Source organism: Lachnobacterium bovis (assembly GCF_900111325.1).
GTDB classification, from domain to species: Bacteria; Bacillota; Clostridia; order Lachnospirales; family Lachnospiraceae; genus Roseburia; species Roseburia bovis_A.
This window is the reverse complement of record NZ_FOGW01000016.1, coordinates 41,362-58,960: the sequence shown is the minus strand read 5'-3', so window position 1 is coordinate 58,960 and position 17,599 is coordinate 41,362. Positions and strand designations below refer to the sequence as shown.

The 17,599-nt window shown below is 30.9% G+C and carries 14 protein-coding genes; 1 reads left to right on the top strand and 13 read right to left on the bottom strand.

Translation table 11 applies throughout. The annotated features are described in order from the left end of the window. Window positions 1-296: 296 nt before the first annotated feature. From ftsY to BMY79_RS08035, 8 genes are all read right to left on the bottom strand, one after another. Window positions 297-1,250, bottom strand: a complete 954-nt coding sequence (gene ftsY / locus BMY79_RS08070; protein WP_027422352.1) for a signal recognition particle-docking protein FtsY — start codon at window positions 1,248-1,250, stop codon at window positions 297-299. A 133-nt stretch (window positions 1,251-1,383) separates the two neighbouring features. Further along, window positions 1,384-4,944, bottom strand: a complete 3,561-nt coding sequence (gene smc, locus BMY79_RS08065; protein WP_074730736.1) for a chromosome segregation protein SMC — start codon at window positions 4,942-4,944, stop codon at window positions 1,384-1,386. Window positions 4,945-4,947: 3 nt separating this feature from the next. After that, on the bottom strand, window positions 4,948-5,640 hold the full coding sequence (gene rnc / locus BMY79_RS08060; protein WP_022748339.1) for a ribonuclease III: 693 nt from the start codon (window positions 5,638-5,640) through the stop codon (window positions 4,948-4,950). A 108-nt stretch (window positions 5,641-5,748) separates the two neighbouring features. Then, window positions 5,749-5,988, bottom strand: a complete 240-nt coding sequence (gene acpP / locus BMY79_RS08055) for an acyl carrier protein (RefSeq protein WP_022748338.1) — start codon at window positions 5,986-5,988, stop codon at window positions 5,749-5,751. A 25-nt stretch (window positions 5,989-6,013) separates the two neighbouring features. Then, complete coding sequence (plsX, locus tag BMY79_RS08050; RefSeq protein ID WP_074730735.1) at window positions 6,014-7,051, bottom strand: phosphate acyltransferase PlsX; 1,038 nt, start codon at window positions 7,049-7,051, stop codon at window positions 6,014-6,016. Between the two features lie 126 nt (window positions 7,052-7,177). Further along, on the bottom strand, window positions 7,178-7,360 hold the full coding sequence (rpmF, locus tag BMY79_RS08045) for a 50S ribosomal protein L32 (RefSeq protein WP_022748335.1): 183 nt from the start codon (window positions 7,358-7,360) through the stop codon (window positions 7,178-7,180). Between the two features lie 4 nt (window positions 7,361-7,364). Continuing rightward, window positions 7,365-7,889 carry a YceD family protein gene (locus tag BMY79_RS08040; RefSeq protein ID WP_022748334.1) on the bottom strand — a complete coding sequence of 175 codons (525 nt, stop codon included), beginning with the start codon at window positions 7,887-7,889 and terminating at the stop codon, window positions 7,365-7,367. A gap of 58 nt (window positions 7,890-7,947) precedes the next feature. After that, window positions 7,948-9,141, bottom strand: a complete 1,194-nt coding sequence (locus BMY79_RS08035; protein ID WP_022748332.1) for an acetate kinase — start codon at window positions 9,139-9,141, stop codon at window positions 7,948-7,950. Window positions 9,142-9,437: 296 nt separating this feature from the next. Here BMY79_RS08035 and BMY79_RS08030 point away from each other — a divergent pair, with 296 nt between their 5' ends. Beyond that, window positions 9,438-10,736, top strand: coding sequence for a tRNA(Met) cytidine acetate ligase (locus BMY79_RS08030; RefSeq protein WP_074730734.1), 1,299 nt, complete (start codon window positions 9,438-9,440; stop codon window positions 10,734-10,736). Window positions 10,737-10,998: 262 nt separating this feature from the next. Here the strand turns inward: BMY79_RS08030 and BMY79_RS08025 are convergent, their stop codons facing one another. From BMY79_RS08025 to BMY79_RS08005, 5 genes are all read right to left on the bottom strand, one after another. Beyond that, window positions 10,999-14,442, bottom strand: a complete 3,444-nt coding sequence (locus BMY79_RS08025; RefSeq protein WP_074730733.1) for an ABC transporter ATP-binding protein/permease — start codon at window positions 14,440-14,442, stop codon at window positions 10,999-11,001. A 5-nt stretch (window positions 14,443-14,447) separates the two neighbouring features. Then, window positions 14,448-15,263 (bottom strand): hypothetical protein, encoded by an 816-nt coding sequence (locus BMY79_RS08020; RefSeq protein WP_022748328.1) that lies wholly within the window; start codon window positions 15,261-15,263, stop codon window positions 14,448-14,450. A gap of 173 nt (window positions 15,264-15,436) precedes the next feature. After that, window positions 15,437-16,174 carry a hypothetical protein gene (locus tag BMY79_RS08015; protein WP_074730732.1) on the bottom strand — a complete coding sequence of 246 codons (738 nt, stop codon included), beginning with the start codon at window positions 16,172-16,174 and terminating at the stop codon, window positions 15,437-15,439. A gap of 117 nt (window positions 16,175-16,291) precedes the next feature. Continuing rightward, entirely contained in the window at window positions 16,292-16,801 is a 510-nt protein-coding gene (locus tag BMY79_RS08010) for a signal peptidase I (RefSeq protein ID WP_022748325.1), read from the bottom strand. A gap of 41 nt (window positions 16,802-16,842) precedes the next feature. Then, on the bottom strand, window positions 16,843-17,526 hold the full coding sequence (locus BMY79_RS08005) for a BsaA family SipW-dependent biofilm matrix protein (protein ID WP_022748324.1): 684 nt from the start codon (window positions 17,524-17,526) through the stop codon (window positions 16,843-16,845). Window positions 17,527-17,599: the final 73 nt, after the last annotated feature.

The window sequence follows — 17,599 nt, the reverse complement described above, 5'->3', positions numbered from 1 at the left end:
GTAAACATTATAATGTTGCTCTATCTCACGCTGTAAAAAAGCTAGTACGAGTCATTTATCATCTCGAAAAAACAAATCAGCAATACATTAAAGCATCTTAACTTTTTCTAATTCAATACTCCTTTTTTGAGCACCTACATAGATGCTCTTTTTGTCATGCAGTTTTCAAGGTTCATAGAACTCCAACTGAGTTCAAAATATATCTAAAATGCATTTCTGCACTTTAATCAAAAAATATCATTTTTTAACTTGACTTTTAATAGTTAGTCTTTCTTATTAAAAACATATCTATAAAATTATTGATCTTCGTTTACTGCAAATAATGCATTTATAAATTCATCTGCATCAAATTTTTGTAAATCATCAATAGTTTCACCAACTCCAATATATTTAACCGGTACAGATAATTCTGACTGAATTGCAACGGCGATACCACCTTTTGCTGTTCCATCCATTTTTGTCAAAACAATACCTGTAATGTTAGCCACTTCAGAAAACTCTTTTGCCTGTGCAAGAGCATTTTGTCCTGTTGTTGCATCTAATACTACTAAAGTTTCTTTATAAACTCCAGCATACTCTTTTTCAATTATTCTATTAATTTTACCTAACTCATTCATTAAGTTTTTCTTGTTATGAAGTCTACCTGCTGTATCAACTAATAATAAATCAGCGTTTCTTGCTTTAGCGGCAGCTACTGCATCATATACTACAGAACCTGGATCAGCTCCCTCTGTTCCGCCAATCATATCAACGCCACTTCTGTTGGCCCATTCTTTTAATTGATCTCCGGCTGCAGCTCTAAATGTATCTGCACCAGCAATTACAACTTTTTTTCCTTCAGCTTTAAATTTTCCAGCCAATTTACCAACAGTTGTTGTTTTTCCTACGCCATTTACACCAATAATTAAAACAACTGATTTTTCATTTTCAAATTTATAGTCTGTAGAATCAACTTTCATTTGATTTCTAATACTATCAATTAATAATTGTTTACACTCCTGTGGTTCTTTGATGTGATTTTCTTTTACTTTTTCACGAAGTTCATCTAATATTTGTACTGTTGCACGAACTCCTAAATCACCCATAATAAGAATTTCTTCTAATTCTTCATAAAATTCTTCATCAATTTTAGAAAAACCACTAAAAACACTATCTAAACCAGAAACAATATTATTTCTTGTTTTACTAAGTCCTTCTACAAGTCTTTTAAAAAAGCCCTTCTTTTCTTTTTTTTCCTCTTTTACGCTCATTTGAGCTTCTAAATTTTTTTCAATATTTTTTTCGAAATTAAACATATATCTTTCCCTTTCGTTTAATTTATAACATTTATGGGTATGTAAAATTAATTACATACCCAATAATTAATATACAATATCCATTATATTACTCCGACAAGTCTTTTTCAATCAAATCTACAGAAACTAATGTAGACACACCTTTTTCTTGCATTGTAATACCATACAGTCTGTCTGCCGCATTCATTGTTCCACGTCTATGAGTAATAACAATAAATTGAGTGTGATTTGTTAAATTACTTAGATAATTGGCGTATTTTGATACGTTAGAATCATCTAAAGCAGCTTCAATTTCATCTAACAAACAGAATGGAGATGGCTTTAACGCTTGAATTGCAAACAATAAAGCTATAGCCGTAAGCGCTTTTTCTCCACCGGATAATTGCATCATATTTTGTAATTTTTTTCCTGGTGGCTGTGCAATAATTTTAATTCCACATTCTAAAATGTCTTCTCCTTCTGCTAATTCAAGAGAACCCTTTCCACCACCAAATAATTTCTTAAATGTTTCATTAAATGTTGTTTGAATTTCGCTAAATTTTTCTGTAAATTGCTTTCTCATACCTTCGTCTAAGTCAGCAATTATTCCAACTAGTGATTCTTCAGCCTTTATCAAGTCATCATGCTGTGTTTTTAAAAATTCATATCTTGTAGAAACTTCTTTATATTCTTCTATAGCATTAACATTGACATCACCTAATTTTTTTATATCTTCTTTAGTATCATGAATCATTTTTCTTAGTTGATCTTCATTAGTAAACTCTTCACTTTCTAATTCAAGTGCAGCATGAGGTGTCAACTCATATTCATTCCACATATAATTAGTCTTTCTGTCATGTTCTTCTACTAATTTCTCTTTTTGAGAATTTAATCTAAAGATTTCCTTATCAAGAAGACTAAGCTTATTAGTTACCTCTTCTTGTTTTTCAAAAAAACCTTTATGAATAGCCGACAACTCTTCTTTCTTCTTAATATTTTCTTGAAGAGTTTCTTGCCATTTAGAGTATGCATCTGAAGAATTTGCAATAGTTTTTTGAATTTCTTCTATCGAATTCTTCTTTGCTTCTATTTCTTCTTTTGCCATACTTGCATTAGCAATCAATTCAGCCTTTTCTTTATCAAATTTAGAAATTTCTTCATTTAAACGTTCAATATTTTCTTTGATGTAATTAACTTCTTGGATAATATTAGCTTCCTTTAATTTGATATCTGCTAATTTTTCTGCCGCAGCGTCCTCTTTTTTAAGATCATCATCAATTTGAACCTTTAACTCTAAAGATAATTTTTCCAATCTTGTAGTTTCATTTTGAGCATTTTCTAATTGCTCATCAATTTCTTTAGTTTGATTATTTATGTCTAATAATTGTTTTTCTATTTCTTCATTTTCTTTTCTAAGAGTTTGATAAATATCATCACTCTTACCTTTTTGTTCTTTAACTCTTTTTAAATTCAAATCGGCAGTATTTTTTTCTAAACGTAATTCTTGTAATTGTTTTCTTAAAGAATTATTTTCATCTTCATTTAAAATTCTTGCAGTATCAATATCACCACGTCTAGATTTTAACTTTTCTTTCATTTCAATTGCTTTTTCTAATTCTTTTTCTAAATCTTCAATCTCACGTTTTCTAGATAAAAGATTAGATGCATTTTTGAAAGCACCACCAGCAAGAGTTCCACCTGGGCTTAAATATTCACCATCTAATGTAACCATATGAAGCGAATATTTAAACTTTTTAGCAATTGCTAACGCATTATCAATATTATCTACTACGATAACACGTCCTAAAAGATATGCACAAATTTCATTGAATTTCGAATCACAATCAACTAATTCGTTTGCCATTCCAATTGCGCCTTGACACTCAAGCGCTTCTTCACTTTTTGGATTTTTTCGTCCAGTAACGCTAGTAACAGGCAAAAATGTAGCACGTCCATATCGATTTTTCTTCAAAAATTCAATCATTTCTTTTGCTGTAGCCTCATCTTCTGTAACAATATTTTGAACGTTACCTCCAAGAGCTGTTTCAATAGCTATTTCGTACTTCTTTTCTGCCTTAATCAAGTCAGATACAACACCACAAATCTTAGGATTTTGCGTCTTTTGTTCCATTACTCTTTTAACGCTATTACCGAAACCTTCATATCTTTCAGCAATATTTTTTAACGTTTCTAATTTAGAAGAAACCTTATGATATTTCTCATTATTTTCTTCTATTTGTTTGGAATTTTCTTTTAATTTATTCTTCCAAGAAGCAACATTATGCTCTGCTTCTTGTTGTTTTTTCTTTACTTCATCAATTCTAGCATTTACATCTTCTACTACTTTTTCAAACTCTTTAACATTTGAATCAATATCTTCCTCTTCACTTTTTCGTGCTAAAAGACGCTGATTAAGCTGAGCTTTTCTAATATTAATTTGTTCAATTAAAGTTTTCTGCTGTTGTTTCTTACCTTCTAATAATGTCTTATCCTTAATATTATGGATAATATTTGCTTGACTTTCATCTAGGAGCGCTCTTTTTGAATGATTTTCTTTCTTTAAATCATTAACTTGGGTCTCAATCTTTTCGCGTTCACTCGAAATTTCAAGCTTATTTGCTTCTATTTCTTCTTGTTTTCTAAGATATTCTCTCTTTGATTTTTCTTTTTCAAGCTTATCTTCTTCAATAGAATTTAATCTATTTTTAAAATGTTCGTCAGTATTCTCTGCTGCTTTAATCTGCTCCTTCAAAACATTGATTTGGCCTTCTAATCGATTTTTATTAAGAGACGAATTATTAATATTTTCTTTTGTCTCATTAATTATCGAATCAATCTTTTCAATATCCTGTTCAAGTTTCTCATACTCATTTTTAATATTTTGGTAATTCTTTGAAACTTCATTTTTTTGAGAATCTGCTATTTTAAACTTTTCTTCAACATCATTCTTTTCGGTCTCTAATCTCTTATTTTCCATAAGAAACTTATTGACTTCATATTTTTTAAGGTTTTCTTTGTATTTTAAGTAATCCTTTGCTTTAGCGGATTGCTTCTCTAGAGGTCCAACTTGTCGTTCTAATTCTGATAAAATATCATTTACTCTGACAAGATTTTCTCTCTCCTCTTCAAGCTTTCTTTGTGCTGTAACTTTACGTTTTTTGAACTTGACGATACCTGCAGCTTCATCAAATAATTCTCTTTTTTCTTCAGGTCGGCCACTTAAAATCTTATCAATCTGACCCTGACCGATTATTGAATATCCTTCTTTACCAATACCAGTATCGTAAAATAATTCTGATACATCCTTCAATCGACATGGACTACCATTAATCAAATACTCACTTTCACCCGAGCGATAAACTCGTCTTGCAATTGTTACCTCTTCATAATCAATTGCAAGTTGATGATCAGAATTATCAAGCGTGATTGCAACATAAGCGTAACTTAAAGGCTTGCGATTTTCTGTTCCCGCAAAAATAACATCTTGCATAGACGCTCCTCTTAATTGTCTCGCACTCTGCTCACCTAGTACCCAACGAACAGCATCAGCTACATTACTTTTTCCACTTCCATTAGGTCCAACAATACCTGTTATTCCATTGTGAAAATCAAACACTATTTTATTGGCAAAAGATTTAAATCCGTGAACCTCTAAACTTTTTAAATACATTCTTTATCCCCTTATGTCTGGTTTTACTTTTAATAATGTTTTATATGCAGCATTTTGTTCAGCTGCTTTTTTAGTATGTCCTGTTCCGGTTTCAATTTTCTCACCATCTAACCACGCCTCAACTGTAAAAGTTTTATCATGATCTGGACCTTCTTCTTTAACAACTATATATTGAAGCTCTTTATGTTCACCTTGCACTACTTCTTGCAAGATAGTCTTGCTATCATAAAAGAGTTGTTTTTGTTCAATATCTTTTAAAATAAAATTATTAACAAACTCTTTTGCACTAGCAAAACCACCATCTAAATATATTGCTCCAATAATTGCCTCTAATGCGTCTGATAAAATAGATTTTCTTTTTCTTCCTCCAGTTTTATCTTCACCATTACCCAAATATAAATATTTACCTAATCCAATTTCTTCTGTACATAATGCTAAAGTTGGTTCACATACCATACTTGCTCTTAATCTTGTTAATTTTCCCTCTTGTACATCTGGATAATTAAGATATAAATACTCACTTGAAACTATCTCAAGAACAGCATCTCCTAAAAATTCTAGTCTTTCGTTATCTGAGAATTTTTTTAATTTTTTTTCATTTGCATAAGAACTATGTGTTAACGCTTGTCTTAACAAACCTTCTTTTTTAAATTCATATTTAATAATTTCTTGAAATTCTTTTAAATTAGTTGACACTTTTTTCTCCTTCTTTATCTAATTATAACAGACACCCACCGGAGTACTAAATTGAATCACAATCTAATACTGCGGTGGGTGAATAAATATCATATAGCAACTTATTAATTAATCTTGATTTCTAGTAACTGCTTTTATTTTATCAACAGCATCACCTACAGTTATAATACTTTCAGCTTCTTCATTTGGTATTTCAATGCCAAATTCTTCCTCGATTCCCATAATAATTTGGAAAACATCAAGTGAATCAGCTCCAAGATCATCTACGAATGTTGTTTCTTTTGTGATTTCACTTTCGTCAACGTTTAATACATCAACGATAATTGCTTTAATTTTTTCAAATTCCATATTTACATATCCTTTCCTATATTAATTATTTATCATCAGACAACTCTTCCTTAGTAGTGTTATCGACTATTTTTTCTTTAATTTTCTCATTTATCATTTGTTCCCTAAATGTAACACATTGAAAAATAGAATTTGTAATTTCTTTAGCTTTTGAACTACCATGAGTTTTAACTACAAGTCCATTTAAGCCAAGTAATGGTGCTCCGCCGTACTCTGTTGCATCAAACGCTTTAAGAGTCTTCTTAAGTGCTGGTTTAACCATTAATGCACCAATTTTACTTCTTAATGTTGACATAAGACCTTTTTTTACAACGCGTAACAATGTTGTACTTAGTCCCTCATATAATTTCAAAATTACATTTCCTGTGAATGCCTCACAAACAATTACATCTGCATATCCATTAGGAATATCTCTAGCCTCAATACTACCAACGAAATTAATATCTTTACATTCTTTAAGTAATGGGAATGTTTCTTTTACAAGAGCATTGCCTTTCTCTTCTTCTGCGCCAATATTAACAATTGCAACTTTAGGATTCTTAACACCCACTACATTTTCCATGTAAATTGATCCCATTTTTGCAAATTGTACAAGATGAGATGATCTAGCATCTACATTAGCGCCACAATCTATCAACAATGACACGCCCTTTTCTGTTGGAATAAGTGGAGCAAGTGGAGGTCTTTCTATACCACGAATACGACCAACTATAACTTGACCGCCTACTAGAACTGCTCCTGAACTTCCTGCTGAAACAAAAGCGTCTGCATTTTTTTTCTTAACTAAATTCATACCTATTACGATTGAAGACTGTTTCTTCTTACGAATAGCCATAACAGGTGGCTCAGCCATTTCAATCACTTCTGGAGCATCTACTATTTCGATTTGCTCTGTAGGATATGTATATTTCTCTAATTCTTTTGTAATAATGCTTTGCTGCCCTACTAATAAAACTTTTATATCACTTCTTGCTTTAACTGCGTTAATTGCACCTTTAATTGCTTCCTGTGGAGCATTATCTCCACCCATTGCATCAAGTGCAACAACTGTAACGTCCTGCATAACCTCTCCTCCTTACGTGTCTATTAAAAATATACTATAAGTCTATATATAAATCAAGGATAAAGTGGGTCTATAACAGCAAAAGACCTTCTGGAATACAACCAGAAGGCCTAACATATGCTATAATTAGTTTGCTTTTTCAACGATGGATTTCATTGAATAATATCCACAGCTTTTACAAACTCTATGTGGCATCATAAGTTCTCCACAATTGCTGCATTTTACTAAGTTTGGAGCTTTCATTTTCCAGTTAGCTCTTCTCTTATCTCTTCTTCCTTTAGAAGATTTATTCTTTGGACAAATAGACATTTGCTTACACCTCCTTAAATTTATTAAATACTTCTTGGATTGCTGCCATTCTTGGATCAAGCTCTGTTCTTTGGCAACCGCATTCTTTCTTGTTAAGATTTGTACCACAAACCTTACAAATGCCTTTGCAGTCTTCCTTACATAGAACTTTCATTGGCCAGTTCACCAAAATTTCGGCGTAGACAAGCTTATCTACATCCAAATTGAATCCAATCAGGTAGTCTGTTGTTTCCATATCTTCATCAACAGCAGAACCATTATCTATGTTAAGTTCTTTGTCAATGCTACATTCAATAGCTGTTGGAACTATCTCCAAGCATCTACTACACGGTATATCAAGAGTAATCTTGACTTCTCCCTTAATTTGAAGCTTCTTGTTCTCAACATTCTTAATTAAAAGAGAGACCGGATGTTTTTCTCGAATAGGATATTCGCCTAAACGTGACTTAATAGTAGACATCTCAATTTCTACTACATGTGTCTCTTCTTTGTTAACTGTTTTTAATAAATCTGAAATACTAATAATCACTGTACACTCCTATTCATACCTAAACAATTATACATATCGGATTTCATTTTGTCAATAACTATTTTACAAGAGCAACTGTTTCTCTGCAGATAGCTAATTCCTCATTTGTTGGAATAACACACACTTTAACTTTTGAATCTTCTTCAGAAATTACAGCCTCATCTCCCATAGTTTCAAGGTTAACTTCGTCATTCATTTTTACTCCTAAATAATCGAAGTAACTCATGATACTTTTACGAAGTTTTCCAACGTTCTCTCCGATACCAGCTGTAAATGCAATTGCATCAACACCGTTCATTGCTGCAACATATGAACCAATGTATTTAGCTACTCTGTAAGAGAAAACATCCATTGCAGCCTGACATCTTTCATCACCTTCTGCAGCACCTGCTCTGATATCTCTGAAATCTGAAGATTTACCAGAAATTCCATGAATACCTGAATCTTTATTTAATACATTCATCACGCCTTCAATTGATAAATTCTCTTTTTTGGCGATAAATTCCATAATTGCTGGATCAATATCACCTGAACGTGTACCCATTACAAGACCTTCTAGAGGTGTAAGTCCCATTGATGTATCAACACTCTTTCCATTTAATACAGCAGTTACTGAAGCTCCATTACCTAAATGAGCCACGATAATTTTTGAATTATTAATATCTAATCCTAAAAATTCAGCAGCTCTCTTTGAAACAAAGCTGTGGCTTGTTCCGTGGAAACCATATCTTCTTACTTTATACTGTTCATAATATTTGTATGGCAAACCGTATAAATACGCTTTTTCAGGCATTGTCTGATGGAAAGCAGTATCAAAAACGCCTACCATTGGAACATTTGGCATTAATTCTTTACATGCATTAATTCCGATTAAGTTAGCAGGATTATGAAGTGGTGCTAAATCATTACATTCTTCAATAGCTTTTAAAACTTCAGGAGTAAGAACTGTTGATGATGAGAACTTTTCTCCACCATGTACAACTCTATGGCCTACTGCATCAATTTCACTAAGATCTTTGATTGCACCTGTTTTATCGTTAACTAGAGCATCTAATACAAATTGGATTGCCTGTTTGTGAGTTGGCATATCTAATTCTGAAATTTCTTTATCTAATCCGCTTTTCTGATATACAAGACGTCCATCTATTCCAATTCTTTCGCAAAGTCCCTTTGCTAAAACCTTCTCTGTTTCAGAATTAATAAGCTGATATTTTAGTGACGAACTACCACAATTAACAACTAATACGTTCATATTATTATCTCCTCTTTTGGTTATTTTTTTATTGTAAGTCGCATTAACCTTCCCTGTTTCTACAATATCTAATGCATAAACATACTCTTTAATTATAAACTGAATTCAATTTGCTTACAAGACAAAATATATAATTGTACTGCGTTTTGTACAATTTTTTAGAAAAAATAATGATTTTTTTATACCATATTTATAATACTTTCATATTTCTGAAAATAATGATATTATATTATTACTTTATTTTTCGATAATATACTATTATATTGTATTTTTTTACAGAAAGGACTCTATAACTTATGAATGTATTAGGAATTGTTACCGAATATAACCCATTTCACAACGGGCATGAATACCAAATAAAACAACTAAAAGAACAAACGAATGCTGATTATTGTATCGTTGCTATGAGTGGAAATTTTTTACAACGCGGCATTCCTTCAATATTAGATAAATATAATAGAACAAAAATGGCTCTATTACAGGGCGCTGATCTTGTGATAGAAATTCCTAGTGTATGGGCTTGTTCATCTGCAGAATATTTTGCAAATGGCGGTGTTAATGCGCTTCTTAATACCGGTGTAATCACTCATTTAGGATTCGGAGCTGAAACCACTAAACTTACAATGCTAAAAACACTAGCCAAAATTTTTGTTGAACACGCACCTAGTATTCAATCTAATCTTTTTTCTACAGTTCGTTCTGGAAAAAATTATGCAACTGCTAGAGCAAGCTCTCTTAATGATTTAATCGCTTTTGTATCTGCAAACGATACTCTTACTAATAGTATAAATTCTGGAGATATTCACCTTTTAGAACTTGCAGAATCTAATATTGACGAAATTTTGAACTCTTCTAACAATATTTTAGCAATTGAATATTTAAAAGTTTTATATAAACAAAACTCATCTGTAATACCTGTTTCTTTGCCTAGAAAAGGTGGCACTTACAACACTCCTACTATAACTGGTAAATTTTCATCTGCCACTTCAATAAGAAATAGTATTTTTGATGGTGAAAATTCAAACTGGATAGATGCTGTTCCTTCCTCTACTAAAGATATTATTTTAAATAATGAACAAGTTCTTGTTCATGAAGATGATATATCTAGTATGTTAGGCTATAAACTTTTTCTTGAAAAAGGGAAAAAATACGATACCTACGCAGACTGTAGCATCGAATTATCAAATAAAATAGAAAAAAATATATATGATTATGAAGATTTTACACAATTTAGACATTTATTAAAATCTAAAGATGTCACTTATACAAGATTAAGTAGAATCTTGCTTCATATATTATTAAATATTAAAAAAACAGATTATGAACTTGGAAAAGACTTAGATTATACTCCTTATCTTAGAATACTTGGTTTTAATAAAGAATCAAAAGATTTGCTAGGTCATATTAAGCATAATTGTAGTATCCCTATGATAACTAAAGTAGCTAATGCTTATAATATCTTGGATTCTAAAACATACTCTTTCTTTGAAAACGATATTTATACAAGTGATATTTATAACCAGATTATATTAAACAAATTTAGAGATTCATCTTTATTAAAAAATGAATTTACTCATCAAATTGTAATTGTTTAACTTTTTAGCCGTTTGTATACCTCTTTTTATTTAATTATTCTGGTAGATTAAAGTTAATCTATATTATTAAAAATGGAATTGTAAAGATGCTTATCATGTTCGAATTTTTCAATTCTCCTTAAACACGACTTTCATCTTTACAATTCCTTTTTATTACTCTTTTATCTGTGATAAATATTTTTATTACTATATTATCTGCAATATTTATTTTTTATTACTCTTTTATCTGCAATATATTTTTTCAATATATTCGCGCTGATTTTTAAACAATTTTTATCATCTCATCAATAAAATCTAATGTAGATTCCTTATGTGATACGATAACAACTGTTTTATTTTTTGCTTCTTTTAAAATAGCATTTAGGATTATACCTTCATTTATACTATCCACGTTACTTGTTGGCTCATCTAATAATAAAATCTTAGGATTATGTAAGAACGCACGAGCTAAACCAATTCTTTGTTTTTGTCCATCTGATAATCTAACGCCTCGTTCTCCAATAACTGTATCATAACCTTGTGGTAACGACTTAATAAATTTATGTAAAGATGCCTTTTTGGCCGCATCAACAATATCACAATGCTCTGCTCTTGGATTAGCAAGCAAAATATTATTTTCAATTGTGTCATTAAAAATATATGTTTCTTGACCAACGTAGGCTTCAATATCTCTAAGATTTGTAGTATCAATGTCCTTTATATTATCAATTCCAAATTCGATATCTCCTTGTTCAACGTTCCAAAAATTCATCAACAATTTAAGAATTGTCGATTTACCACAACCACTCTTTCCATTGATACCAATTATTTTATTTTTAGGAATTATAAAGCTTACATCCTTTAAAACTTCTTCCTTATTATCATATTCAAAAGAAACATGATTAAATTTTATATCTTCATTGCCAATTCGTTTATCAAATTTTATTTCATGCACTTTAGGTTGTTCTGATAAAAGGCCGATAATTCTTGTTCCACTCGCTATTATATTTGGCATGTTGTTAGTAAAATTAGATAATCCAACTATCATTTCAAACGAAGACAAAATAGCAACTAATCCTAAGACAACGTTTTCAATTGAAACTGAATCATCTTGCACCATCAAATGAAGTAATATACAAAAAATTACTGTTGAACTAGATAAAAGCATAAACATCATCAAAACTTTTTGTTTTTCTTCTAATCTACTTAACTTTATTTTTAAAAATGATAAATCATCATTTCTATCAGCAATTTCGTTTAATCTTTTCTCACCCTGTGAGTATTGTAATATTTCTCGAATACCTCGTAAGGATGTTAGCATAAAACTATTAATATCAGCAATTTTATTTCTATATTCTAGCGCTGTTTTTTCTTCCTTTTCACCAAAGAAAAATGGGAAAACGAATCCTAGCAAAATAAATGTCACACAAACAATGCCACCAGAAACAATTGAAATCTCACCGACAAAAACAGTCACAAAAACAACTATAAAACATCCAATCAAAAATTCTGGTACAGTATGTGCGTAAAAAACTTCAAGCAACTCTATATCGGAAGTAAGTAGCGAAATGAGATGACCTTTATCTTTTTCTTCATACTTAGCTGGACAAAGTTTTCTTAATTTATTAAAAACTTTCGTTCTTATAATAGCAAGTGCCTTAAATGCCATATAGTGATTACAATATTGCTCAATATAGTTTAATATTCCTCGTAAAAAAGCAATAAGCAATAAGACCTCTAGTACACCTGCATCTTTTCCGTTTTTCAATAAGCACAAATCATATGTTGCCATTAATGTTAATGAAATTGCGCACAAATAACCTAATATTCCAAATACCGTTGCCATAAATAAAACTAAAAACAATGGTTTTATCAATTTAATTAACTCTTTTAGAATGTAGATTTTTCCTCTTTTTTCTTCAAGCTCTAAATCTTTTTGCGCAACATCGCTTGTTTTTTCAACATTATTTTCGACAAACTTTATAGTTTTAATCTTTGTTTTTTCTATTGAATAGTTTTCTAAAGATTTTTGTTTATTATATAATTGGGCATAAATTTTATCCTTTTCAAGCAACTCTTCATGAAGACCACTTTCCTTCATTTTTCCATTTTCGAACACATAAATATTATCGCAATCAACCACGTTTTCTAATCTCTGAGAAATCAAAATTATTGTTTTATCCTTAGCAAGTTGTTTGATTATGGCCATAATTTTTTCTTCACTGTCTTTATCAATGTTACTAGTTGCTTCATCAAAAATATAAAACGGTGCATCTTTTAATAGAGCTCTTGCTATAGCAATTCTTTGACGCTGACCACTTGAAAAATTTGCTCCCGCTTCTTCAACAACAGTATCTAAACCCTCTTTTGCTTCAAGCACTTGTGTAAGGCCAACTCGTTCTATCATCTCATTTAGCATTTCATCTGTAGCATCAGGTTTACCTAGCAGAAGATTATCTCTTATATTTCCTTTAAAAATATAGCTATCACCTGTTACAACTACCATATTTTCATTCAACGATTTGATATTTACATCAGAAAGTTCCTTGCCTTGAATATTTATTTTTCCTGTATAACCGCTTAATTGTCCTGATAAAATCTTAGCTAATATACTTTTTCCACAGCCTGATTTACCTACAAAAGCAATAAAATTTCCTGTTCTGATATTTAAAGTGATTTTATCTAGTATTTCTTGACCATCTTCATATGAAAAACAAACATTATCTAGCTTCAAAAATATTGGTTCGGAAGTAATTTTAGCGCCTTTTTCCTCTTCTTCTGGCAAATCAAGAAAAGCTAATATTTTATCACTTGCTGCCATTCCTTTCATAGCCACATTAAAAAATTTACTTAGTTTCTTGAACTTCACGAAAAATTCAACTGCTAATAAAAAGATTGCAAAAGCTGATCCAAAAGATATCTTACCATTATGGTATCGCACCAAAGCAACTATAATTCCAAGAGCAGTACCACCGCTTGTCATTATGTTCATCACGGCCATTGAATTGAGTTGCATAATCAAAACTTTCATCTCAGATTTACGATATCTTTCTGATTCTTCAACTAATTCTTCTGCTTTTTGCTTATCTGCTTGATAAATTTTTAATGTCATTAGGCCCTGTAAATTTTCTAAAAACAAAGACCCTAAATCTGTGTAATTCTTCCATTGCTTTTTGACTAATCTCTTAGCAATCCTGTAAACTATTATTATTGAAAGTGGAATAAGTGGCGCAAAAACTAATAAAATAATTCCCGCAAGTATATCTTTTGTACATACACAAATAAAAATTAAAATAGCAGCTGCAATACTATACAAAAACTGCGATAAATATTTACTAAAATATACTTCTAGCTGTTCAACACCTTCAACGGCTAGTTGAACTAGCTTACTTCTTTCTACTTCCTTATCATAGTTCATTCCTAAACGTACTAGCTTTTGAAAGATTTTTTCTCTCAAAACACTTTTTACATTCAAGCTTACTCTTGTTTTGAATTTAATATAATATCTTTCACAAACACAACATATAGCTATTAAAACTATAGATTTTAACGCAAAAAAGGCGATTTGTTTATCAGTCAAATCGCCCTTGATTGCGGTATCTACTAACGATGAAGCCATAAAAATCATACATATTCTTAATATTAAAATTGAAAATTGCAATAATATTTGATAATAAATATATTTTTTTGCATCATCTAATAAATTAACTAGTCTTGTCCGTATCATCTTGTCTATTGCTCCTTACAACTATTGTTAATATTCTTTAAAGTCAAATTTTTATAATCTATTTTAACTTCTTTAGCATTCTTTAAAAAGCCATCTCTAAATTCTTCGTAGTCAGCTTTATCCATAAATTTTGTTTCTTCATTTTGTTTCTTTAGGACATAAAGTGTATCATCTTTATCTTTATCCTTATCTGTTGGGAATGGATCTAACTCTTCACTTTCTGTCTCTGAATCATCTGCAAATATCTGAGATAAATAACCATGGTTAACATATTTATTCTGGCTAGCATCATATTTCCATATTCCATATGGCCATAAACGATCTGCAGATCTATTAAGTGCAACCGTTACATCATCAATTACTATTCCATTATCATAAACATGAACAGATGGATAACAATCTAATTTCTCTACGATTTCAGATTTTTTGGAATCATAACCATATATTTTGCCTTGAACGAAGTCATTGTCAGCTGTGGTAAAAAGAATAATCAATTCATCTTGTCCGTCTTTATCCACATCATATATTGCATACTGGTTATTCTCTATATCACTTGCCTGCGCGAGCTTTACTTCTTTGTCTCTTAATTTGTGCTCATTATGCAAGTTTGTAAGAATAATCTTGTATTCTGCAAGTGCTTTATCAGACTTCTTCGTTTTCGAATTAGTAGTAGAAGATCCTTTATTTGAATTTTTTTGAGAAGTCTGTTTATTTTCTGTATTACTAGGTTCTGCTTTCTTTGATGTTTCACATCCGGTAAAAAAAGCACAAGTTATTGTAGCAATTAAAAATATTTTTGTAAATAGTGTAACTTTTTTCATCTAGCTCCTCCTATTCATAATATTAATAATATTCTATACACTTTAATTATATCATAAACAAATTGTTATTCAATTATTTAATTGCACAAAAAATGTTCCCGAGTGATTAAAATCACTCGAGAACATTTTGATGTATAAAAAGGTGTACTTTATATCAGGGGTTGTGATTAATTTTATGGCTGTTCTGGTGTTTGTGTTCCTCCACCATTATCATCTTCACCAGATTGCTGTGTTCCAGATGCACTAGCTTTAATAAGCTTAATTGCTTCTGCATCTGCTGTAGCCTGTTTAACACCGTGAGCTTGAACAGCATATGCTTTAACATCTAAGTCATTAAGCTTTTCAGGTTTAACTTCACCCTCTTTATTACCTCTAATTCTTGCATTAGTGAATAGTGTATAATTTTTTCCAGCTTCTCCTAAACCTTTATGTCTATATATTAACACATCACTAACTTCGTCCGTTTCAACTAATTCCCAATCAGAAAGAACATCAATCTGATACTGAGTCGCTTTATCTACAGCCTCAGTTGATGCATTTTTAACTGTAACATAAATATAAGCATTTTCTGAACCTTCAGCCACTAAAACTGTTGGATCTTTATATACTGTCTCACCAGGGTGAACGCTAGCATATTCATTCTTAGTAACTGTCCATTTATTTTCACCATCTAAATCATAACCATATGCTTCGCCTTTTAATGCTTGTACTGCAACACTATTATCATCTGTTACATCAGTTTCTGTTCCAACTTTTGACTCTTTCAAATCAATCTTGATGCCTTTACCTAAAACAAAAGTATTTGAAACTGTATATGCACCATCTGTCAAATAAGCTAATGTTCCTCCAATCCCAATTGCTCCAATTAATGTTGCTGATCCTAAAACTGTTACCATTTTTTTCTTGTTCATAATTCTACTCTCCTTTAAATTATTATTTTTTATACTCCATGTATATAAATTATCATTGGTTGGTCACATAAGTGTAACACAGTGATAAATTTATACTTTTAATATAATATAAAATAACTACTCCTCATTATGCCTATCATCACTATATACATCTCTCGATCCTATAGCATCTGGCAAAAAGTTTAATAATAGAATTACCACAACCAATCCACACAAAGCCGCAATTCCCATTGGCGTTCTTGTGTAAATTGAAACATATCCTAAATATGGAACATGAAAAGCATATTTTCCGATGATGTTTTGTTTCATAACTTTAGAACCGTCTGCTATATTATTAGCGTCTCCCTTTGTTATGAATGTTCCATCGTCATTTACTTTATTTATTCTATGAGTTACAACTGTATCTTCTGCAATTCTAAAAGAAATAATGTCACCTTCTTTTAAATTTTCCATCTTTTCCTCTTTAGTATATACTAAAGTTCCAACTTCAAGTTTAGGTCTCATACTTCCGCTTAAAACTGCAAATTCCTCATATCCCAATGCTTTTGGGATAAATAATAACCCTGCTACTACTAATAATCCTAACATTAATAATGTTGCTAAAAAACTACAAATTTTCTTAATCATATTACTCTTCCTACCCTTACATAATTATTCTAGTCATAATACTAGTCTTGATTTTTTTCAGCTGCTTCAAATTCAGATTTGATTTTTTCTAAATCATATACTTTGACAGCTTTATATTTTGATGCTGCTACTGATTCCTGAGAAACTGTAACATCAAAATTATCTTTTACATTTTTTCCTATTTTTACTCCACTAAATAGTTTTTCAGTAGATTCCCCTGGTTTTATTGGTCTATTAAAATAATAATAGCCATCAGAATAAATCCAACCTATTTTATCCTCAGATTCACTATCAGGCTCACCATAAATGGCATTTTCATCTCTTCCTAATAAACTTTTGTACTGGTTATTCTGACATGTTGCGACATTAAATGCCCGATCACTCCATTCTCCTGACAATAACCCAATTTTATCTTCAGCCACTTCATTGTTTTCTGCGCTTCCAACGTAATCTACAATATCTGGAGATGGAAAAACTCTTACCCTAACAAAAGCTATAAGAGATCCTGTGTTTTTTACTCGTGGTGTCTTTTTCACAGTTGCCTCAGGCTGAACACTTCCTTCAAATTCTTCTTCAATTTCTGTTTTAATCGGACCGGTTTTGAAAGTATTTGCAACCGTTTCTGTTTGTGTTTTATAAAATGCATATGTGCCTGTTGCTCCAATTATAACAACTGCAGCCATTACACCTGCAACAACTTTTTTGTTCTTTAAGATTTCCTTCATCTTATTATACCCCTCCATACAATTGAAATCTTATTATCGCTCATGCCTAAAACAACGGGCATGAGCAATTGAT

Excerpts from the sequence above, each read along its gene's own strand:
- BMY79_RS08010 (WP_022748325.1), bottom strand. The coding sequence starts at position 16,801 with ATGATTAAGAAAATTTGTAGTTTTTTAGCAACATTATTAATGTTAGGA.
- plsX (WP_074730735.1), bottom strand. The coding sequence starts at position 7,051 with ATGCAGGACGTTACAGTTGTTGCACTTGATGCAATGGGTGGAGATAAT.
- BMY79_RS08005 (WP_022748324.1), bottom strand. The coding sequence starts at position 17,526 with ATGAAGGAAATCTTAAAGAACAAAAAAGTTGTTGCAGGTGTAATGGCT.
- ftsY (WP_027422352.1), bottom strand. The coding sequence starts at position 1,250 with ATGAGCGTAAAAGAGGAAAAAAAAGAAAAGAAGGGCTTTTTTAAAAGA.
- BMY79_RS08015 (WP_074730732.1), bottom strand. The coding sequence starts at position 16,174 with ATGAACAAGAAAAAAATGGTAACAGTTTTAGGATCAGCAACATTAATT.
- BMY79_RS08030 (WP_074730734.1), top strand. The coding sequence starts at position 9,438 with ATGAATGTATTAGGAATTGTTACCGAATATAACCCATTTCACAACGGG.
- BMY79_RS08035 (WP_022748332.1), bottom strand. The coding sequence starts at position 9,141 with ATGAACGTATTAGTTGTTAATTGTGGTAGTTCGTCACTAAAATATCAG.
- acpP (WP_022748338.1), bottom strand. The coding sequence starts at position 5,988 with ATGGAATTTGAAAAAATTAAAGCAATTATCGTTGATGTATTAAACGTT.
- BMY79_RS08025 (WP_074730733.1), bottom strand. The coding sequence starts at position 14,442 with ATGATACGGACAAGACTAGTTAATTTATTAGATGATGCAAAAAAATAT.
- rpmF (WP_022748335.1), bottom strand. The coding sequence starts at position 7,360 with ATGTCTATTTGTCCAAAGAATAAATCTTCTAAAGGAAGAAGAGATAAG.
- smc (WP_074730736.1), bottom strand. The coding sequence starts at position 4,944 with ATGTATTTAAAAAGTTTAGAGGTTCACGGATTTAAATCTTTTGCCAAT.
- BMY79_RS08020 (WP_022748328.1), bottom strand. The coding sequence starts at position 15,263 with ATGAAAAAAGTTACACTATTTACAAAAATATTTTTAATTGCTACAATA.